Here is a 22,751-nt window from a genome sequence, read left to right on the forward strand (position 1 = left end):
CGACGAGCTGACCCGGCCCAATCCCGACGACCCGACCGGGCGCAGCACGATGCGCCGCATCCCCGACGTGCTCGACGTGTGGTTCGACTCGGGTTCCATGCCGTACGCCCAGGTGCACTACCCGTTCGAGAATCGGGACTGGTTCGACGGCCACTATCCCGGCGACTTCATCGTCGAGCACGTCGGGGATGCGGCGCATCGTGCTGCGCCCGGTCGGGTCGTCGGGATTGGGCCGGGTCAGCTCGTCGATGTAGGGCCGGTGCAAATTGGTGGGCCGCACCCCGAAGTCGCGCTCCAGCTCGTCGAGGCTGCCGTAGACGTCGATGCGCGGGTAGGCCGGATCGTCGGACTTCCACACCGGAATTGGGCTGCCCCAGTAGCGGTTTCGCGAGATCGACCAGTCGCGGGCGCCCTGCAGCCATTTGCCGAACTGGCCGTCCTTGACGTGTTCGGGATACCAGGTGATCTGCTGGTTGAGCTCCACCATGCGGTCGCGGAACGCGGTGACCGCGACGAACCACGACGACACCGCCCGGTAGATCAGCGGGTTGCGGCAGCGCCAGCAGTGCGGGTAGGGGTGCTCGTAGGTTTCGTGGCGCAGCAGCACCGCGCCGTTCGCGGCCGCCGGGCCGCTGCCGTTCTTCAGGTCCCGGATGATGTGCGGGTTGGCGTCGAAGACGTGCTGCCCCTGATAATCCGGCACGGTGGCGTCGAAGCGGCCTCTGGAATCGACCGGGGTGACGGGCGCGATGCCGACCTTGTCGGTAGTGGCCATGTCGTCCTCGCCGTAAGCCGGCGCCATGTGCACGATCCCGGTGCCGTCCTCGGTGGTGACGAAGTCACCGGGCAGCACCTGAAAAGCCTTGGGGCTGTCCAGGAAATACGGGAAGGGCGGCAGGTAGCGCATGCCCAGCAGGTCGGCCCCCCGATAGGTGCCCAGGATCTCGGGCTCTTCACCCAGTTCGCGGGCGTAAGCGGGCAGCCTCGGCTGCGCCAGCACGAAACGATGGTCGCCGGACCGGACCTCGACGTAAGTGACGTCCGGGTTGACGGCGACCGCCAGGTTCGACGGCAGCGTCCACGGTGTCGTCGTCCACACCAGCAGGTGCGCCCCGTCCAGCGCGCCGCCGACCACCTTGAATCCGACGGTCAGCGCCGGGTCTTGCCGGCTCTGGTAGACGTCGTCGTCCATCCGCAATTCGTGGTTGGACAACGGGGTTTCGTCGCGCCAGCAGTACGGCAGGACGCGGTAACCCTCGTAGGCCAGGCCCTTGTCCCAGAGCTGCTTGAACGCCCAGATGACCGATTCCATGTAGGGCAGGTCGAGCGTCTTGTAATCGTTGTCGAAGTCGACCCAGCGGGCCTGGCGGCTGACGTAGGCCTGCCACTCGTCGGTGTAACGCAACACCGACGCGCGGCACGCGTCGTTGAACGCGGCGATGCCCATATCGTCGATCTGCGATTTGTCGTTGATGCCCAGTTGGCGCTCGACCTCGAGTTCGGCGGGCAATCCGTGCGTGTCCCAGCCGAACCGGCGCTCCACCTTGTAGCCGCGCATGGTGCGGTACCGCGGGACGATGTCCTTGACGTAGCCGGTGAGCAGGTGCCCGTAGTGCGGCAGCCCGTTGGCGAACGGCGGCCCATCGTAGAAAACGTATTCTTCGGCGCCGTCGCGGCGGGCGATGCTGGCGCGGAAGGTGTCGTCTTGCGCCCAGTAGTCGAGGACTTCCAGTTCCAGCGCCGGGAAATCGGGTGCTCCGCTCGCCAGCTTGGGATAAGCCCTGGCTTCAGCGTTTTCGGTCAAAGCGTCGTCTCCTGCGTGCCTATGGTCAGGCCGGGGACGACGACGCGCTGTCTGCGCGAGCGCCGCGGTACCACCCCGCTTGCCACGCCGTCGCGTGGCCGCTCGTTGAAGGCTGTGACGGGCCCACCCGTTCGGTTCTACTGAGCTGGCCAGCTGTTCTTCCGAAGGCTCCCCGGTGATGCCGGATCGACGCCGATGGCCCGATTCTACTCAGGCGGAGCACCCCAAGGGGCTACCTGGCCTCAGGAAACACCTGCGGCCGGGTAGCCCCTTGGAGCCTTGGTTGGTCGCTGTCCATCGGATCAGGCCTGGATTTCGAGCACACCGGCCCGCAGCAGCGCCGCGTAGAGGTGGCGCAGCGGGATGCTCAACAGGCGGGTGGCGCCCTCCACCAACGGGTCACCCACGACAACCTGCTGCGGGTTGGCCCGGCGGGTGGCCTTCTTGGGCGCGGGGGCCTGAGCCGTCTCAACGTCGCGCACCACCTTCAACTTGCGGGCGGGCGCTACGGTTACCACTTCGTCGTACAGAGCTGCGGTCATGGTCGTCTCCTGACGGGTTCGAACGGGGGACTGAATGGATTGACGTGCCCCGTCCCGTAGCGGTTCCGATCCCAGAACGCTTGGCCGATAAGCCAGTTAGCGTTTGCGACGCCTCAGCTGAGAACGCCGTGCCGGAGACCGGATCGGGACGAGACGGAGTTCGGACTTCGACCCGGACTATCGCTGGAACTCATGTGTCCCTCACCTCCTCGCGGTCACGACGCATGCGGTTGTCCGCACACGATTTGCGCGCAGCATGAGGAGCAGAAACCCGACGACCGTCGGTGATCCGCACCCCTCTCGTCAGAGCTTTGACACCACACGACGTGTCCGGTTGCCCGGAAGCCACCTGGGCTCAACCCTTAAGCCGGGAGGAGCTGTCCTGACCCGGGGCGTCTTTCGACGTTCGGGGTCAGTGGCCTGTATTCGTGTAGACGCCTCACCTAACGAGGTGCTTACCCGACCGATAATGCACGACGGGCCCGACGGGGTCAAACTCATCGGCGCGGGGTTTCGAGATCTTTACACTTCTGCGCGGCGGGCCCACAGGATTCGGCCAGCTTGGGGACATGAGCAGGGCAAACTGGTCTCTCCGGGCGCCACCGATTGTTCATCTGGCGTTTGCGCCGGCCGCCCAAAACGCGGTCGTTACTCGACCAGGCCGTCGAGCCGGCCGATCGTGTCGATGAACTCCTCGACCATGTCGAGGACCACCGTTCGCGCGGGGCGCACTCGGTCGAGCGAACCGACCACCTGGCCGACGAAGTAGGTGGCCAGCTCGCGCGCCTTGGCCCCCGGTTGCGCGGCCGCGGCGTTGATGCGCACCTGCGGCTCGGTGACCAGCGCGGTCTGCAGCGGCATGCCGAGCGGGTCGGGCTTCTCCGGGCGGTCCCATTCGTCGGTCCAGGCCGTGCGCAGCATCCGCGCGGGCTTGCCCGTCATCGATCGCGACCGCACGGTGTCCGATGAGGTGGCGGCCAGGAACTTGTCCTTGACCACCGGCGGCGTCTCGGCCTCTTCGGTGGTCAGCCACACCGATCCGCACCATACGCCCTCGGCGCCGAGGGCCAGGGCCGCCGCGATCTGGCGGCCGCGGGCGATCCCGCCCGCGGCGAGAACGGGGACCGGCGCCACCGCGTCGACGACCTCGGGCACCAGGACCATGGTGGCGACCTCGCCGGTGTGTCCCCCGGCCTCGGTCCCCTGCGCCACGACCAGGTCGACTCCGGCGGCCGCGTGTCGTTGCGCGTGGCGCGTGGTGCCGGCCAGCGCGGCCACCAGCACGCCGCGATCGTGGGCGCGTTCGACCAGGTCCGCGGGCGGCGGCCCGAGCGCGCTGGCGATCAGCCGGATGCGGTGGGCGAACGCCACCTCCAGCAGCGGCTCGTAGCCCTTCGGCGAGATGTTGAGGCCACCCGCGGAGCCGCGCGCCTCCTGGGGCGGCGCGGTGATCCCGTAGCGGGCGAGGATGTCGTCGACAAACGCGCGGTGCTCCTCGGGCAGCCGCGCCCGCACCTGTGCGGCGTCGATGCCGCCTTCGTCGGCACCGACGTACTTCGGTGGCAGCAACAGGTCCACCCCGAAGGGCTTGCCGCCGGTCCGCTCCTGAATCCACGTCAGTTCGTTCTCCAGCCGCTGGGGGCTGTGCGCGACCGCGCCCAAGACGCCGAACCCGCCCGCGTTGGTCACCGCGGCCACCACGTCGCGGCAGTGGCTGAACGCGCAGATGGGAAACTCGACGCCGAGCATGTCGGCCACCCTGGTACGCATTGCCCGACGCTAAAGAGCCACCGATCGATATGTCAATCGACGACGGCGTCCGCGGGCGACCGGCCGTCCGGCGGCCAGCTGGACACGCCCTCTTCGAGCGGAACCTGAAGGCTCTGCAGGATCGACGAGAGCATCCGCCACGCGCCGATCGCCGTCACGAGCTCGATGAGAGCCGTTGTGTCGCAGTGCAATTCACGCTCGCAAGCCGCCCAGCTCGCGGCGCTCACCGCCCCGTCACGCACCACGTCGTCGGTGGCGGCCAGCACGGCGCGCTCGGCGGGCCCGAACTCGTCGTGCGCCTGCCAGTCGCGCACCCCCAGCAGGTCGTCGGGCGCCACGCCCAGCCCCGACGCGACCCGCCAGTGCTGGGTCCACTCGTAGTCGCATGCGGTGAGCCAGCCGATCCGCATGATCACCAACTCGCGTAACCGCGGGTCGAGCGCACCGTGCCAGAGCATGGTCGCGAGCAGATCGTTGATCCCGCGCGCCAGGGGCGGGTGGTTCAGCAGCACCTGGAAGATGCTGAGTTCGGCCATGTAGTTGGGCACGGCCGCTTCGTCGGCGGCAGCCGCGGCTTCGTCGAGCGGCAGTTTGGGCACGCGAGCTGTTGTCATGGTGAACACTTTCGAGTGCTGGCGGGACACCGTCACGATCATCGGCCATGTTAGTCACGAACCGCCGCCCCGTGGCCCGAACAGAGACGCCACGCGAAACCCGTTGGCGCGCTGCGTGTTACAGCAATAGCCTAGAGGAGCCCGAGCAGTTGTAGGTCGGTGACGTACTTGACGATCACCGCCGGCGAGATGTGCGGGATGTCGTTGTCCATGCCGATCTTGGCTTCCTGCACCGCGGCGCGGAATCGATCGGTCGGGGCGAACGACCCGCTGGCCGGTTCGGGCGCCTGCAACTGGTTGTAGCCCGGGACTTGCAGCATCTGCAGCACCGAGTGCTTGCGCTGACGCTCCGGCAACTCGCGCAGCGCAGCCTCGAACCGCTGCAGCCACTCGCCGAAGTCATCGATGCGCTCGATCGGGTAGCCGGCGTCGATCAGCCAGTCGACGTACTCATCGATCCCGATCCCGTCGTCGTGCGGGTTCATCACGTGATATGTCTCGAACCCCTCCATCACCTGGGAGCCGAGGGTGGTCACCGCCTCGGCGACGAACTCCACCGGCAGCGCGTCGAAGTGCGAACGCTGCCGGTTGCCCTCGGCGTCCAGCTGGTAGAACGACCGCGGGGCGATACCGGTCGCAACCAGGCTCAGCACCATCCGGGTGAACATGTCCGCCAGGTTGAACTGACCGGCGTAGCTGGTGTCGGACAGGATCATGTCGGAGCGGAACACCGAGACGGGCAGCCCGCACAGGTCGTTGGCCTCGCGCAGCAACACCTCGCCGGCCCACTTGCTGTTCCCGTAGCCGTTGGCGTAGCCGCCGTCGATCTTGCGGATCGGGCTGATGACCCGGATGTCGGCGTCTTCGGTGAACGCCGCCGGATTGATCTGGCGACCCACATCCGAGGTCGACACGTACGCATACGGCTTGAGCCTGGTGGTCAGCGCGATCCGGATCAGCTCCGCGGTTCCCGCGACGTTCGGGCCGAACAGCTCGCTGTAGGGCAGCACGCCGTTGACCAGCGCCGCCGAGTCGACGATCAAGTCGACGGTATCGGCCAGCCGCTGCCACGTCTGCTCGTCGAGGCCCAGGTTCGCGGCGCCCTTGTCACCGGCGATCACCTCGAGGTGGTCGGCCGCGAGATCCTGGAAGTAACGCAGCAGCTTCGGGTCACCGCTGTCGAACGTCTTCTCCAGCCGCCGGCGCGCCTCCTCATCGGAGCCGGCCCGCACCAAGCAGATCAGCTTGCCGTCCACCAACTTGAGCTGCTCAAGCCACTGCAGCGCCAGGTACCGGCCCAGGAAGCCGGTGGCCCCGGTCAGCAGTACCGTCCGCACCTCCGAACTCGGGCCCGGCAACGCGGGCGCGGCGTTCAGCGTCGCGGCGTCGATGAACCTGTCCAGGGTGAGATCGCTGGCGTACACCTGGGTGGCATCCCGACCGTGGACGGACGCAAAGCTCGGGCCGCCGGCCTCGACTTCGCCCGCATCGCCGGCATCGCGTTCGGCCCGGTGGGCCAGGCCTCGCACCGAGGGCGCCTCGAACAAGGTACGCACCGAGAGGTTGGCGTCGAGGGCGGTATTGATCTCGGCGATCACCCGCATCGCGGAAAGTGAATCGCCACCGAGATCGAAGAACGAGTCTTCGACCGACACCCGCTCCAACCCGAGCACGCGGCCGTAGACGTCGGCCAGGGTCTCCTCCACCTCAGAGGCCGGGGCCCGGTACTCGCCACCGGTCTTCTGGTACTCCGGCGCGGGCAGGGCCCGCTTGTCGAGCTTGCCGTTGACCGTCAGCGGCAGCGCGTCCAGCACCACCACCGCAACCGGCACCATGTAGCTCGGCAGCCGCTCGCCGAGTTGCGCCCGAACCTGGGCGGGGTCGGCGGTGCCGGTGATGTAGCCGACCAGCCGCTTGTCGCCCGGGCGGTCCTCGCGGGCGATCACCGCCGCCTGCTCGACCCCGTCCAAACCGGCCAGAGCGGCCTGGATTTCGCCGAGCTCGATGCGGTAGCCGCGGACCTTGACCTGCTCGTCGACCCGGCCGAGGTACTGCAGCTGACCATCGGCGCCCCAGCGCACCAGGTCCCCGGTGCGATACATACGGCCCCCCGGCGCCCCGAATGGGCAGGCCACGAACCGCGAGGCCGTCAGGCCCGAGCGTCGCGCATAGCCCGACGCCACGCCGCGTCCGGCGATGTAGAGCTCACCGACGACGCCTTCCGGCGCCGGCCGCAGCCACTTGTCGAGGACGAACAGGGCCGCCCCGGGAACCGGGGCGCCGATCGGCGCTCCCCCGTCCGCGCTCAGCGGCGCGCTCATCGCCGCGTACACCGTGCCCTCGGTCGGGCCGTAGGCGTTGATCATCACCCGGCCCGGCGCCCAGCGCTCGACCACCTCGGGCGGGCAGGCCTCGCCGGCGACCACCAGGGCCATCGAGTCCAGCCCCTCCGGGGAGAGCATTCCCACCGCCGACGGGGTCTGGCTGAGCACGGTCACCTGCTCCGCGACCAGCAGCGCGTGCAGGTCCTTCGGGGACCCGGCCACCGACTCGGGCACCACGACCAGCCGCCCGCCGTGCAGCAGGGCACCGAAGATCTCGTGGACCGAGACGTCGAAGACCAGCGAATGCCACTGCGCCCAGACGCCCGGGTCGGGCAGATCCGCGTGCAGCTTCTCGAGCAGCTGGGTGGCGTTGAGGTGCGTGACCGCCACGCCCTTCGGGACGCCCGTGGTGCCGGACGTGTAGATCAGGTACGCGATGTCCTCGGGCGCCGGGCCGGGCAACGCCGTGGCGGGCTGGGCGTGAACCGCCGGGTCGCTCACGTCGATCACCAGCAGGTCGGAGCCTTCCAGCCGCGACCGCAGCTCGGCGGTCGTGACGACGGCGACGGGCGTGGCATCGGCGAGCACGAACTCGATCCGCGCCGCCGGCACCGCCGGGTCGATCGGCAGATACGCCGCGCCGGTCTTCAGCACCGCCATGATCGCCACGATCGCCTCGGCCGACCGCGGAAGCAGCAGCGCCACGCTTTCGCCCGGCCGGGCGCCATGCCCGGCCAACAGGTGGGCCATCCGGTTCGCGGCCTCGTCGAGTTCCCGGTAGGTCATCGACTGGTCGCCGAACCTCAGCGCCACCGCCTCCGGCGTCCGGGCCACCTGCTTGGCGAACAGCGACGGGATCGACGCCTTCCCGCGCACGGGCGCGGTCAACACCGATCGGTTGCCCCACTCGTCGAGACGGGCGCGCTCGCCGCCGTCCAGGACGTCCATCGAGGACAGCCGCTGGCTGGAGTCGGCGGTCATGCCCGCCAACACCCGCTGGAACCGCTCGATCAGCGACTCGATCCCCGCGGTGTCGAACACGCTCGTGTCGAACTCGACGCGCAGGCCGAGTTCACGGCCCGGAAGGGCCATCACCGACAGCGGGTAGTGGTTGTACTCGCGGTTGGTGACGTCGGTGATCGCCAGCTCGTGGAAGCCCAACGGCACGCTGGTGTCGATCGGGTAGTTCTCGTACAGGAACAGCGTGTCGAACAGAGCGTCGTGACCGCTGACGCGGTGAATCTCGTTCAGCGCCAGGTGCTGGTGCTCGATCGTGTTGTTGTGGGCGGTCTGCAGCTGCTGCAGCAGTTCGACCACGGTGGTCGACGCGGTGGTGTGGGCGCGCACCGGCACGGTGTTGATCAGCAGGCCCACCATCGATTCGGCGCCGGCCAGATCGGCCGGCCGGCCGGAGACCGCGGTGCCGAAGGCGACGTCGTGCTGGCCGGTCAGCCACATCAGCAGCTGCGCCCAGGCGCCCTGCAACACGGTGTTGATGGTGGTGTGGCAGGAGCGGGCGAGCTCGCCCAGCGCCCGCGTGGTCTCGGCAGGCAGCCGGTAGGACTCGACGCCCCGCCGGCCGACGCCGAGCCGGGCCGGCGGGCCGACCAGGGTGGGGGCGTCGAATCCGGCCATCACCTCGGCCCAGGCCGCGCGCGCGGCCTGCTTGTCCTGCGCCGCCAGCCACGTCAGGTAGCTGCGGTACGACGCGGGCGCGGGCAATCGCTCGCCGTAGTAGCTGGTCAGGATCTCCCGCAGCATGATCGGCAGCGACCAGCCGTCCATCACGATGTGGTGGTTGGTCAGCACGAACCGATGCCGGTTGTCGGCGGTGCGGATCAGCGCCGCGCGGAAGGCCGGCCGGTTGGCGAGGTCGCTGACCGCCGCCCGTTCGGCGGCGCACAGCTGTTCGATCTTCTCGTCGGGGTCCAGGTCGTCCGCGCCGAGCTGGATGTAGCGCCATGCCATCACCGGGTCGGCCGGGAGGACCTGCACCGGCTCACCGAACTGGGGGCAGAAGCGCGCCGCCAGGTTGGGGTGCCGGTCGACCACGGCGTGCACGGCCTCGCGCAGCCGGTGGGCGTCGAGCGCGCCCGTGACGGTGATACCGAGCTGCACCGCGTACACGTCGTCGCCGAGGTCGTGCGCGAAGCTGGCGTGGAAGAGCAGGCCCTGCTGCAGCGGGGTCAGCGGCAACACGTCGGCTACCGCGTACTGCTGGCAGAGATCGTCGAGCTGCCGCTGGGTCAGCCGAGCGGGCGCGATGTCCGACGGGGTGAGCCCACCCCCTCCGCCGCGCACGTGCGCGCAGATGCCGGCCAGGGCCTCGAACCACAGCTGGCTCAACCGGCTGACCTGCGCATGGTCCAGTGCCGAGGGCGCCCAGGTCCAGTTGGCCTGCAGGTGCGGGCCGGCCTCGGTGTCCATGGTCCCGGCATTGAGGTCGACGGTGTGCATCAACGGCATGGGCAGCGCCGCACTGGCGGCGCCCGTGAACGACAAGCTGTCCTGGCTGATGCGCCACATCTCGCCGGGGAGATCCGCCGCCGCACCCAGTCGTCCCAGGTAGTTGAACCCGATGACCGGGTCCGCCCCGTCCAGGTCGACGTCGGTGTTGAGGTAGCGCAGCAGCCCGTACGTCAGCGGGTCAGGCAGGGCACGCAGTTGCTCCTTGGCCTTCTTGACCAGCGCCCCCAACGCCCGGTCGCCGGCCATCACCTGCGCCCAGTCCAGCTCGCCGACGGTCAGCGCGACCGGGTATTTGGTGGTGAACCATCCGACGGTGCGGGACAGGTCGACGTGCGGCCCCAGCTCCTCGTGGCGGCCGTGGCCCTCGACGTCGATGCCGATCGAGGTGCCGGTGCCGACGAACCGCGCCCACGCCAGCCCGAACGCGATCAGCAGGATGTCCTGCACCCCGGCGTGGAACGCCGCGGGCACCTCGCCCAGCAGCGACCGGGTGGTCTCCACGTCCAGCGACACCGAGAGCTGCTTGGCGGTCTCGTAGGTGTCGACGTCGGGGCGCACCGCCGGCAGCAACGCCGGGGTCGCCGCGACCTGTCGCCACGCTTCGGCCGTCTCGATGACCTCGGGCCGCTGGGCGTGCTCCTCCAGCATCGCCGACCAGCGGGCGAACGAGGTTCCGCCCGTCGGCAACGCCACAGGCTGCCCGCTGTGATGCTGGGCCCAGGCAATGTTCAAGTCTTCCAACAGGATTCGCCACGACACGCCGTCAACGGCCAGGTGGTGAATGATCAGCGCCAGCTGGGCCGTGGATTCCGCCCACACGGCGCGGAACATGATGCCCGCGGCCGGGTTCAGTTGGGAACGCGCCGCCACCAGCGTGGCGTCGGACAGCGCGTCGACGGTGTGCAGGCAGGCGCCCGCCTTGACGGCGCCGACCTCGGGCACGTGCATCGACCAGCCGCCGGCGCCGTCGTCGTCGACCCGCAGCCGCAGCGTGGCGTGCCGGTCCAGCAGCGACTGCAGCACCACCTGCACGTCGTCGCGGGTGACACCCGCGGGGGCCTGCACCACCATGGTCTGGTTGAACTGGTCGGTCGGGCCCTCGACCTGCTGCAGCCAGCGCATGATCGGGATCGCGGCCACCGGGCCGATGCCCTCGTCGACTTCCTCGTCGTCGGATGCCACGCGAGCCACCCGGGCCAGCTTGGCCACCGTCTGCTCGACGAACACGTCGCGCGGCCGGCACACCACACCGGCGGCCCGGGCGCGGGCCACCACCTGCATGGACAGGATGCTGTCGCCGCCGAGGTCGAAGAACGAGTCGTCCACACCCACCCGCTCGAGCCCGAGGACCTGCGCGTAGATGGCGGTCAGCGTCTCTTCGACGGCCGTGGTCGGTGCGCGGTATTCGCCGCTGGTCTTCTGGTACTCGGGGGCGGGCAGGGCGCGCTTGTCCAGCTTGCCGTTGACGGTCAGCGGCAGCGCGTCCAGCACCACGACGGCCGCGGGCACCATGTAGCTGGGCAGCCGCTGGCCGAGCTGCGTGCGGATCTCGGCCGGGTCGGCGGTGCCCGTCACGTAGCCGACCAGCCGCTTGTCGCCGGGCCGGTCCTCGCGCGCGATCACCGCCGCCTGCTCCACGCCGTCCAGCGCCGCGAGCGCCGACTGGATTTCGCCGAGCTCGATGCGGTAGCCGCGGATCTTGACCTGCTCGTCGGCGCGGCCCAGGTACTGCAGCTGGCCGTCGATGCCCCACCGCACCAGGTCGCCGGTGCGGTACATGCGCGTCCCCGGCGCCCCGAACGGGCAGGCGATGAAGCGCGAGGCCGTCAGGCCCGCCCGGCGCACGTATCCCGACGCCACACCGCGACCCGCGATGTACAGCTCGCCGACCACACCTTCGGGCGCGGGGCGCAACCACTTGTCGAGCACGAACAGCGCCGCGCCGGGCACTGGCGAGCCGATCGGCGGCGCCCCGGACTCCGCCTTCAGCGGCAAGCTCATCGACGCGTACACCGTGCCCTCGGTCGGGCCGTAGGCGTTGATCATCACCCGGCGCGGGGCCCAGCGATCCACCACCTCGGACGGGCAGGCCTCGCCGGCCACGATCAGCGCGGTCGAGTCCAGCCCATCGGGCGACAGCATGCCCACCGCCGACGGGGTCTGGCACAACACGGTGACCTTCTCCGCCACCAGCAGCGCGTGCAGCTCATCCGGTGAGCCGGCCACCGACTCGGGCACCACGACCAGTCGGCCGCCGTGCAGCAGCGGGCCCCAGATCTCCCACACCGAGACGTCGAAGACCAGCGAATGCCATTGCGACCACACACCGGCCTTGGGCAGGTCGGCCGGCAGCTTGTTCAGCAACTGGGTGACGTTCTGGTGCGTGACCGCCACACCCTTCGGGGTGCCGGTCGTCCCCGAGGTGTAGATCATGTACGCGATGTCCTCGGGGGCCGGTCCGGGCAGCCCCGAGCTCGGCTGTTCTTCCACCGCCTGGTCGGCGACGTCGACGACCAGCAGGTCGAAGCCGTCCAGCCGTGAGCGCAGTTCACCCGTCGTCACCGCGGCGACCGGCGCCGCGTCGCCGAGCATGAACTCCATCCGGGCCGCGGGGACCGCCGGGTCGATCGGCAGGTACGCCGCCCCGGTCTTGAGCACCGCCAGGATGGACACGATCGCCTCGGCCGACCGCGACAGCAGCAGCGCCACACACGCGCCCGGGCGGGCGCCGTGATCGGCCAGCAGATGCGCGAGCCGGTTCGCGGCCTCGTCGAGTTCGGCGTAGGTCAGCGAGCGCCCGTGGAACGTCAGCGCCGGAGCCTCGGGCACGCGCGCGACCTGCTCGGCGAACAACGCCGGAATCGACACCGCCCCTGTGACCGGAGCGGTCAGCACCTCCCGGTTGCCCCATTCGTCGAGGCGGTCGTGCTCGCCGCCATCAAGCAAGTCGATCGACAACAATCGCCGCCCGGCACCGACGGTCATGACTGCTCCTCCACATCTGCGGTCATGGCTTCCAGCACGCGCCTGAACCGCTCAACCAACCTCTCGATTCTGCCCGTGTCGAAGACTTCTGTATCGAATTCGACTCGAAGACCTATTTCGTGACCTGGCACGGCCTGCACCGACAACGGGTAGTGGTTGTATTCCCGATTGGTGAAACCGCTAATAGCCAGCTCATCGACGGCAGATAGCGCTGCGGTGTCGATCGGATAGTTCTCGTACACGAACATGGTGTCGAACAATTGGTCGTGTCCCGTTACACGATGGATCTCATTTAGCGCCAGATGCTGGTGTTCTAGCGTGTCGTTGTAGGCGCCTTGTAGCTGGTTGAGCAGGTCGGCGATCGTGGTTTCGGCGCCGATCGTCGCCCGCACCGGCACCGTGTTGATCAGCAGCCCCACCATCTGGTCGGCACCGGCCAGATCGGTCGGCCGACCCGACACCGCTGTGCCGAAGGTCACATCGTGCTGGCCGGTCAGCCACATCAGCAGCTGCGCCCACGCGCCCTGCAGCACGGTGCTCACGGTGGTGTGGCACGAGCGGGCGAGTTCGCCCAGCGCCCGCGTGGTCTCCGCCGACACCTGGAAGGACGAGACACCCCGCGGCCCGAGGGCGACCCGGCCGGGCGGACCGACCAAGGTCGGCGTGTCGAAGCCGGCCAGCACCCGCCGCCACGCCGCCTGGGCCGCGCCGCGGTCCTGCGCCGCCAGCCAGGCGACGAACTTGCGGTACGGCACGGGCGCGGGCAATTGAACCCCGTAGTAGGCGGCGAAGATCTCTTGCAGCAGGATCGGCTTCGACCAGCCATCGAGCACGATGTGGTGGTTGGTGAGCACGAACCGGTGCCGGTTGTCGGCGGTGCGGATCAGCGCGGCCCGGAACGGCGGGCGCTCCGCCAGGTCGCAGACCGCGGCGCGTTCGGCCGCGCAGAGCCGCTGGATCTGCTCTTCCGGTTCGGCGTCTTCGGCGTCGAGCTCGACGTAATGCCACGACAGGGCCGGCTCGGCGGAGAGCACCTGCACGGGCTCACCGAAGTCCTCGATGAAATGCGCCACCACGTTGGGATGCCGCTTGATCGTCGTGTGCACGGCGTCGCGCAACCGGTGCGGGTCGAGGGCGCCGCTCACGCTGATGTCGAGCTGCACCGCGTACAGGTCGTCGCTGCCGTGCTCGCTGCCGGTGTGGAAGAGCAGGCCCTGCTGCAGAGGCGTCAACGGCAGCACGTCGGCGATCGGGTAGCGCTGGCACAGTTCGTCGATGTCGGCCTGGGTCAACCGTGCCGGGGCCAGGTCCGACGGCGTCAGGCCGCCACCGCCGTTGCGGACGTGGCTGCAGATGCCGCTCAGGGCGTCGAACCACAGTTCGCCCAGCCGGGCCACCTGGCCCTCGTCGAGCGCCGAGCGCGCCCAGGTCCAGTTGGCCTGCAGGAGCGGACCGCCGGCGGTGTCCAGGGTGCCGGCGTTGAGTTCGACGGTGTGCGGCAACGGCATCGGCACCGCGGTCGCCGCGCCGGCCGACGCCAGGCTGTCCTGGTCGAGCCGCCACAGCTCGCTGGACAGGTCGCCGGCGCCGCCGAGGCGCCCGAGGTAGTTGAACCCGATCACCGGGTCCGACACGTCCAGTTCGACGTCGGGGTTCAGGTAACGCAGCAGCCCGTAGGTCAGGCCGTCGGGCAGGGCGCGCAGTTGTTCTTTGGCGGCCTTGACCAGCACGCCCAGCTCCGCCTCGCCGGCGACGACCTGACCCCAGGACAGCCCGCCGACCTGCAACGCGACCGGGTACTTGGTGGTGAACCAACCCACCGTGCGGGACAGGTCAACCTGCGGACCCAACTCCTCTTGCCGCCCGTGGCCCTCGACGTCGATACCGATCGGGGCGCCGGTGCCCACGAACTGCGCCCACGCCAACCCGAAGGCGATCAACAGGATGTCCTGGACGCCGGCGTGGAACGCCGCGGGCACCTCGCCCAGCAACAACCGCGTGGTGTCGGCATCCAGCGACACGGACAGCTGTCCCGCGCTGACGTAGGTGTCGATGTCCGGCCGCACCGACGGCAACGGAGCCGGGGTCGACGAAATCTGCCGCCACGCCTCGGCCGTGTCGACGACCTCCGGTCGGCGCGCGTGCTCCGCCAGCAGCGACGACCACCGCGCGAACGACATGCCGCCCGTCGGCAGCGCCACGGGCTGCCCGCCGTGATGCTGGGCCCAGGCAATGTTCAAGTCTTCCAACAGGATTCGCCACGACACGCCGTCAACGGCCAAGTGGTGAATGATCAGCGCCAGCTGGCCCGTGCCGGGCACCCACACCGCCCGCAGCATCGCGCCGCTGGCCGGGTTCAGCTGTGAGACGGCCGTCGACAACGCCGCGTCGGACAACTTCTCCACGGTGTGCACGCAGCCGGCGGCGTCGACCTCGCCGACCTCGGGCACCCGCAGCGACCACCCGCCGGCGCCGTCGTCGTCGACGCGCAGCCGCAGCATCGCGTGCCGGTCCAGCAAAGCCTGCAGCACCAGCACGACGTCGGCTTCGTTCACCCCGGCCGGGGCCTGCACCACCATCGTCTGGTTGAACTGCTCGACCGGACCGTCGACGCTGTGCAGCCAGCGCATGATCGGGGTTGCGACCACCGGCCCGACACCCTCATCGACCACGTCGTCGTCGGTGGCCAGCGTGGCCACCCGGGCCAGCCGGGCCACGGTCTGCTCGACGAAGATGTCGCGCGGGCGGCAGACGACGCCGGCCGCCCGGGCGCGGGCGACGACCTGCATCGACAGGATGCTGTCGCCGCCGAGGTCGAAGAACGAGTCGTCGACGCCGACCCGTTCCACGCCCAGGACCTGGGCGTATATGCCGGCCAGGATCTCTTCGATGGCCGTGCTCGGGGCGCGGTAGTGATCGGCGTCGGAGTATTCCGGCGCCGGCAGCGCGCGGGTGTCGAGCTTGCCGTTGACGGTCAGCGGCAGCGCCTCGAGCACCACCACCGCGGTGGGCACCATGTAGGTCGGCAGCCGCTCGCCGAGCTGGTTGCGGATCTCGGCCGGGTCGGCGGTCCCGGTCACGTACCCGACCAGCCGCTTGTCGCCGGGGCGGTCCTCGCGCGCGATCACCGCCGCTTCGTTGACGCCGTCCAGCGCGGCCAGGGCGGCGTGCACCTCGCCGAGCTCGATGCGATAGCCACGGATCTTGACCTGCTCGTCGGCGCGGCCCATGTACTGCAGCTGGCCGTCGGCGCCCCAGCGCACCAGGTCGCCGGTGCGGTACATGCGCGCGCCGGACCCGCCGAACGGGCACGCCACAAACCGCGTGGCGGACAACCCGGACCGGCCCACATACCCGTATGCCAGGCCCCGGCCCGCCACGTACAACTCGCCGACCACGCCTTCGGGCACCGGCCGCAGCCACCCGTCCAGCACGAAGAAGCCCAGGTGGGCCAGCGGCACGCCGATGGGGCTGGCGTTGGTGTCGACGTCGCCGTCCACGATCTCCCGGAACGAGGCGTGCACGGTGGTCTCGGTGATGCCATACATATTGATCAGGCGCGGCAAGCCGGGGTGGTTGTGCAGCCACTTGCCCAGCCGATGCGGTTCGAGCGCCTCGCCGCCGAACACCACGGTCTGCAGCTTCAGTTGCTGCCCCAACTCGGGTGCCAGCGAATCCGCGGTCTGCAGCGCGTAGAACGCCGACGGCGTCTGACTCAGCACGCTGACCTGTTCCCGGACCAGCATCGCGTGCAGCTCTTCGGGCGAACGGACCACCGCGTCCGGCACGATCACCAGCCGGCCGCCGTACAACAGCGACCCGAAGATCTCCCACACCGAGAAGTCGAACGCCAGCGAGTGGCACTGCGTCCACACCTGCCCCAGCGCCAGCTGCGCGTCCAAGGACTCCAGCAGCTGGGTGACGTTGCGGTGCGGCACCGCCACCCCCTTGGGCGTGCCGGTGGTTCCGGACGTGTAGATGATGTAGGCGATGTGGTCCGGCGACGGTGCGGGCAGCCCGTCAACGGACTGGGCGGCGACTGCGGGGTCGTCGAAGTCGATGACGTCCAGATTCTGTCCGTCCAGCCGCGACCGCACCTCCGCGGTGGTGACAGCGGCGATGGGGGCGGCGTCGCCGAGCACGAACTCGATGCGCGCCGCCGGCACCGACGGGTCGACGGGCAGGTAGGCCGCCCCGGTCTTGAGCACCGCCAGGATGGCCACCACGGCCTCGGCCGTCCTGGGGAACAGCACCGCGACGCGCTCCCCCGGGCCGGCGCCCCGGCTCACCAGCAGGTGGGCCAGGCGGTTCGCGTGTTCCTCAACCTCGCCGTACGTCCAGGAACGGTCCAGGTGGGTGATCGCCACCGCCTCCGGGGCGCGGGCCGCCTGCGCGGCGAACAACTCCGGAATCGACGCCAGCTTGGGCCCCGCCTCGGCCAGCACCGGCCGGTTGCCCCAGTCGTCGAGCCGGCTGTGCTCGACGGCGTCAAGCAGGTCGATCGAGGACAGCCGCCGGGCGGGATCGGCCGTCATGGCAACCATCACCTGCTGCAACCGCTCGATGAGCGTGTTGACGGCCGCGGCGGTGAAGACCTCGGTGTCGAATTCGACGCGCAGGCTCAGCTCGTGACCCGGCGAGGCCACCACCGACAGCGGGTAGTGGTTGTATTCGCGACTGCTGAAGTCGGTGATGGCCAGCTCGTGGACGCCCAACAGGGCATGCGCGTCAATCGGGTAGTTCTCGTAGAGGAACAGGGTGTCGAACAACTGGTCGTGACCGGTGACGCGGTGGATCTCGGGCAGCGCCAGGTGCTGGTAGTCGACGGTGTCGTTGTGCAGACGCTGCAGCTGGTCGAGCAGGTCGGCGACGGTGGTGGTCGCCGTGATGGTCGCCCGCACGGGCACGGTGTTGATCAGCAGGCCGACCATCGCGTCGGCGCCGGGCAGTTCGGTGGGACGTCCCGAGACGGCGGTGCCGAAAGCGACGTCGTGCTGGCCGGTCAGCCACGTGAGCAGTTGCGTCCACGCGCCCTGCAGCACGGTGCTGATGGTGGTGCGGCAGGAGCGCGCCAACTCGCCCAGGGCGTGCGTGGTGTCGGCGGGCACGTGGAAGGCGGCCACGCCGCGCTTCCCTATCTGCCCGAGCGGGCCGACCAGGGTGGGGGTCTCGAACCCGGCCAGCGCCTGGGCCCACGCCGCTTGCGCGGCGGCGCGGTCCTGGTTGGTCAGCCAGGTGACAAAACTGCGATACGACGGGGCGGCGGGCAACCGCTCCCCGTAGTAGCTGGCGAACACTTCCTGCAGCAGGACGGGCAGTGACCAGCCGTCGACCACGATGTGGTGGATGGTCAGCACGAACCGATGCCGGTCGGCCGCCGTGCGGATCAGCGCGCCCCTAAACGACGGCTTGTCCGCGAGGTCGCACACCGCGGCCCGCTCGTCGGCGCACACCTGCTCGACCTGCTCGTCGATGTTGTCGCCGTCCAGCTCGAGGTACCGCCACGACATCTGGGGATCGGCCGGGATCACCTGCACGGGCTCGCCGAAGTCTTCGGAGAATCGGGCGACCAGGTTGGGGTGGCGCTTGACGACGGTGTGGACAGCCTCGCGCAGGCGTGCCGCGTCGAGCGCACCGCTGACGGTGATCCCGAGCTGCACCGCGTACAGGTCGTCCATGTCCTGCGCGAAAGCGGTGTGGAACAGCAGCCCCTGCTGCACCGGGGTCAGCGGGAGCACGTCGGCGACGCCGCCCTGCCTGCACAGGCTGTCGATTTGCTGCTGGCTGAGCTGAGCGGGGGCGATGTCCGACGGGGTCAGCCCGCCGCCGCCGGCCCGAACGTGCGCGCAGATTCCCGCCAGGGCCTCAAACCACAACTGGCTCAACCGGTTTACCCGCTCCTGGTCGAGCGCCGACGGGGCCCACGTCCAGTTGGCCTGCAGGTGCGGGCCGGCCTCGGTGTCCATGGTGCCGGCGTTGAGCTCGACCGTGTGCGCGAGCGGCATGGGTACCGCCGTGGCCACCGCCGCCACCGCCAGGCTGTCGTGGCTGACCCGCCACAACTCGTCGGGGAGATCGGCGCCCGCGCCGAGCCGCCCCAGGTAGTTGAACCCGATCACCGGGTCCGCCCCGTCCAGGTCCATGTCGTCGTTCAGGTAGCGCAGCAGGCCGTAGGTCAGGCCGTCGGGCAGGGCGCGCAGCTGCTCCTTGGCGGCCTTGATCACCGGTCCCAGCGCGGGCTCGCCGGCGACCACCTGCGACCAGTTGAGTCGGCCGCACTTCAGCGCCACCGGGTACTTGGTGGTGAACCATCCGACGGTGCGCGACAGGTCCACCCGGGGGAACAGTTCTTCCTGACGCCCGTGGCCCTCCACGTCGATGCCGATCGGCGCGGCACCGGTGCCCAGGAACTCCGCGAAGGCCAGCCCGAAGGCGATCAGCAAGATGTCGCCGACGCCGGCGTGGAAGGCGGCCGGCGCCTCACCGAGCAGGAGCCGGGTGGTTTCGACGTCCAGCGAGGCGGACAGCTGGCCGGCGGTCACGTAGGTGTCGGCGTCGGGTTGCACGGCCGGCAGCGCGGCCGGGGTGGCCGCGACCTGCCGCCACTCGTCGGCCCGGGCCACCACGTCGGGCCGGTGCGCGTACTCCTGCAGCAGCGACGACCACCGGGCGAACGACGTCCCGGGGGCCGGCAGCGCGATCGGCTGCCCGTTGTGACGCTGGGCCCACGCGATGTTGAAGTCTTCCAACAGGATTCGCCACGACACCCCGTCGACGGCGAGGTGGTGGATGATCAGCGCCAGCTGGCCGGTTGATTGCGCCCACGCCGCGCTGACCATGACCCCGGCGGCCGGGCTCAGCCGGGATCGGGCCTGTGCCAACGCCTCTTCAGACAGCGCCTCGACGGCGTGCACACAGCTGCGCGCGTCCACGGCGCCGACCTCGGGCACCCGTAGCGACCAGCCGCCCGCCCCGTCGTCGTCGGCGCGCAGCCGCAGGGCGGCATGGCGGTCCAGCAGCGCCTGCAGCACCGCCACCACATCGTCCTCGCTCGCCCCCGCGGGGGCCTGCACCACCATGGTCTGGTTGAACTGCTCGATCGGCCCGTCGATGCTGTGCAGCCACCGCATGATCGGGGTGGCCACCACGGGCCCGACGCCGTCGTCGCCCGCCCCGGCCGCACCGTCGGCCGCGACCTCGGCCACCCTGGCGAGTCGGGCCACGGACTGCTCGACGAACACGTCACGCGGCCGGAACAGAATGCCGGCCGCCCGGGCTCGGGCCACGACCTGCATCGACATGATGCTGTCGCCACCCAGGTCGAAGAACGAGGCGTCGACGCCGACCCGCTCCAGCCCCAGCACCTGGGCGTAGATGTCGGCCAGGATCTCCTCGACCGGGTCGCCCGGGGCGCGGTATTCGGCGGTGGCGTATTCGGGTGCGGGCAGGGCTCGCTTGTCGAGCTTGCCGTTGCCGGTCAGCGGCAGGGTCTCCAGCACCACGACCGCGGCGGGGACCATGTACGGCGGGAGGCGGTCGGCCAGCGCCGCCCGGATCGCGGCCGGATCGGCGGTCCCGGTGATGTAGCCCACCAGTCGCTTGTCCCCGGGGCGGTCCTCGCGGGCGATCACCGCGGCCTGGCCGACCCCGTCGAGGGCCTTGAGCACCGACTGAATCTCGCCAAGTTCGATGCGGTAGCCGCGGATCTTGACCTGTTCGTCGGAGCGGCCGAAGTACTGCAGCTGCCCGTCCTCGCCCCAGCAGACGAGGTCGCCGGTGCGGTACATCCGCGCGCCGGGACCCCCGAAGGGGTTGGCGACGAACCGGGAAGCCGTCAGGCCGGCGCGCCGCACGTATCCGATTCCGACGCCGCGGCCCGCCAGATACAGCTCACCGACCACACCGGCCGGCACGGGTTGCAGCCACTTGTCGAGGACGAACATCGCCGCGCCGGAAATCGGCGAGCCGATCGGCACCACACCGGTTCCGGGAGTCAGCGGCTTGCTGATCGTGGCGCACACCGTGGTTTCGGTGGGCCCATAGGCGTCGAGCATCACCCGCCCGGGCGCCGCCCACCGATCGACCACGTCGGTCGGGCATGCCTCGCCGGCCACCACCAAGGCGGTCGATTCGAGGCCCTGCTCCGGCAGCATCGCCACCGAGGACGGGGTCTGGGTGAGCACGCTGACCTTCTCCGCGACCAGCAGGTCGTGCAGCTCGTCCGGGGAGCTCGCCACCGACTCGGGCACCACCAGCAACCGGCGACCGCGCAGCAGCGCGCCGAAGATCTCCCACACGGAGAAGTCGAAGGCGGCGGAATGGCATTGCGTCCACACCTGCCCCTTGGGCAACCCCTCGTCGAGCGACTCGATCAGCCACGTGACGTTGAGATGAGGAATGGCAACGCCTTTGGGGGTCCCGGTGGTACCGGAGGTGTAGATGATGTACGCGACGTTGTCCGGGGCCGGCGCGGGCAGCGCCGTGCCGGGTTGCTTTTCGACGTCCGGGTCGTGCACGTCGACGACCAACAGGTCGCGCCCGTCCAGGCGCGAACGCAGGTCCGCCGTGGTGATCACCGCGCTCGGCGTCGCGTCGGACAGCACGAACTCCATGCGGGCCGCGGCATGCGCCGGGTCGATCGGCACGTAGGCCGCACCCGTCTTGAGGACGGCAAGCATCGCCACGATCGCGTCGGTGCAGCGGGGGAACATCACCGCCACGCGCTCGCCGGGTCCGGCGCCGTGGCCGGCCAGCAGGTGCGCCAGCCGGTTGGAGGCCTCGTCGAGTTCGGCGTACGTCAATGACTTGGCGGCGCAGGTCACGGCCAGGGCTTCTGGCGTCCGCTGCACGTGTTCGGCGAACGCCACCGGGATCGACACCGGCTCGGGCGCCGGCTGGGTCAGGGCCGCGCGATTGCTCCACTCATCGAGCTGCGCCGGCTCATCGGCGGTCAGCAGGTCGATCGAGGACAGCCACCGCTCCGGGTCGGCGGTCATCTCCTCCAGCACCTGCTGCATCCGCGCCGCCAGGTCGGCCACGCCGAAATCCGCGAACGGTTGGCCCGGACCGGCGGTGCTGAGGAAGAGTTGGTCACCGGCGCCGAGGAAGAACAGGCTGAAATGCCCCACGGGCCCATGATTGGTGTAACTCGCCGTCGCCGGCGAGCCGGCGAGGTCCAAGGTCAGCCGCATCGGCAGGAAGTTGATGCCGACGCGGCTCGCCGCCTGCCGCAGGCCGTCGCTCTCCAGGGTGTGCACCGGAAACCGCTGGTGGTGCAGCAGCTCGCGGATTCGAATGTCGACGTGTTTGCAGAATTCGGCGACCGTGCCCGTGGGCGGGGTGTCCAGCACCAGCGGCACCACCCCAGCGAACATGCCGGGAAGCGTCTTCGACTCCTGGCTCACCCGCCGGCTCACCGGGAAGTCGAGCGCGACCTGCGAACCGCTTCCCGACCAGGCCCGCACCAGGAGCGCGCACGCCGCGGTGGTGACGGAAAACCGGCGGATGCCCAGCTTCTTGGACAGCTCCTTGATCCGCGTGGTGACGGACGGGTCGAGCTGGACGGACGCCGACGGCGAGTAGTGGTCTTTGCCGCTCGCGGCCTCGGCCGGGCGATCGACCCACGCGCTTTCCGGTGGAAGGTTGTTACTCCAATACGCCTGATCTTCTGAGTAGTCGGCAGACGCTTCGTATTTGGACTCGATGTCGACCAAATCCTGCGCCGAGCCGAAATAGGCGTCAGGAATGGGTTTTCCGGCGACCATCGCGGAATAAATCGTGGAAACTCGACGGCATACCAGCGCCATCCCCAATCCGTCGATTGCGATGTGGTGGCAGCAACCGAACAAATAAAACTCGTCAGCCCGTGTTTGGAATAACACGAATTGGAACAGCTGACCGTTCAACGCCATCGGGGTGCGCTGGATCGACGACGCCATCGCGCGCGCTTCTCCGACGGGATCGGGCAGCGACGTCAGGTCGTGGAATGCCAGCTCGACGTCGGGGTAATCGATCGGTTTCTGGACGACGTGGCCGTCGACCTCAAAGAACGAAACCCGGCCCGGCTCGGCTTCGGCGACGGCTTGCGTGATCGCCCGCTGGAGGGCATCGCGATCGAGCGAACCTTCGATCTTGATCAGCAGGCCGAGCTGCCACTCCGTGCCGACGTAGCCCGTTTCCTGCGAGAGCCAGATATCAAGCTGGCCGCGCGTCAGCGGAAGTGCGCCATCACCAACTTCCATCG

5 protein-coding genes, 1 pseudogene and 1 riboswitch are annotated in these 22,751 nt (G+C 69.6%); all 6 genes and pseudogenes read right to left on the reverse strand.

The features are described 5' to 3' along the window. Nucleotides 1-172: 172 nt before the first annotated feature. A pseudogene (locus A5695_RS06355) lies at nt 173-1,804 on the reverse strand (isoleucine--tRNA ligase); the annotation flags it as partial. Between the two features lie 302 nt (nt 1,805-2,106). Next, a complete protein-coding gene (locus tag A5695_RS06360) occupies nt 2,107-2,346 on the reverse strand; it encodes an Rv1535 family protein (protein WP_068079281.1) in 240 nt (79 codons plus the stop codon). Nucleotides 2,347-2,634: 288 nt separating this feature from the next. Continuing rightward, nucleotides 2,635-2,804: riboswitch (M-box (ykoK) riboswitch) on the reverse strand. Between the two features lie 190 nt (nt 2,805-2,994). Then, on the reverse strand, nt 2,995-4,116 hold the full coding sequence (locus A5695_RS06365; protein ID WP_068079282.1) for a nitronate monooxygenase family protein: 1,122 nt from the start codon (nt 4,114-4,116) through the stop codon (nt 2,995-2,997). Nucleotides 4,117-4,148: 32 nt separating this feature from the next. Continuing rightward, complete coding sequence (locus A5695_RS06370; RefSeq protein ID WP_068079291.1) at nt 4,149-4,730, reverse strand: carboxymuconolactone decarboxylase family protein; 582 nt, start codon at nt 4,728-4,730, stop codon at nt 4,149-4,151. 131 nt (nt 4,731-4,861) lie between these two features. Next, nucleotides 4,862-12,508: a non-ribosomal peptide synthetase gene (locus tag A5695_RS06375; RefSeq protein WP_068079283.1), complete on the reverse strand. Its 7,647-nt coding sequence runs from the start codon at nt 12,506-12,508 to the stop codon at nt 4,862-4,864. After that, the gene (locus A5695_RS06380) at nt 12,505-22,749 is read right to left on the reverse strand and encodes a non-ribosomal peptide synthetase (RefSeq protein WP_068079284.1); all 10,245 of its coding nucleotides are present in this window, start codon (nt 22,747-22,749) and stop codon (nt 12,505-12,507) included. Before A5695_RS06380 ends, A5695_RS06375 begins: the two co-directional genes overlap by 4 nt. Nucleotides 22,750-22,751: the final 2 nt, after the last annotated feature.

It is taken from the genome of Mycobacterium sp. E1747 (genome assembly GCF_001667775.1).
GTDB lineage: Bacteria > Actinomycetota > Actinomycetes > Mycobacteriales > Mycobacteriaceae > Mycobacterium.

Bases quoted from the DNA above. Each gene is read 5' to 3' on its own strand.
- A5695_RS06360 (WP_068079281.1), bottom strand. From the start codon at position 2,346: ATGACCGCAGCTCTGTACGACGAAGTGGTAACCGTAGCGCCCGCCCGC.
- A5695_RS06365 (WP_068079282.1), bottom strand. From the start codon at position 4,116: ATGCGTACCAGGGTGGCCGACATGCTCGGCGTCGAGTTTCCCATCTGC.
- A5695_RS06370 (WP_068079291.1), bottom strand. From the start codon at position 4,730: ATGACAACAGCTCGCGTGCCCAAACTGCCGCTCGACGAAGCCGCGGCT.
- A5695_RS06375 (WP_068079283.1), bottom strand. From the start codon at position 12,508: ATGACCGTCGGTGCCGGGCGGCGATTGTTGTCGATCGACTTGCTTGAT.
- A5695_RS06380 (WP_068079284.1), bottom strand. From the start codon at position 22,749: ATGGAAGTTGGTGATGGCGCACTTCCGCTGACGCGCGGCCAGCTTGAT.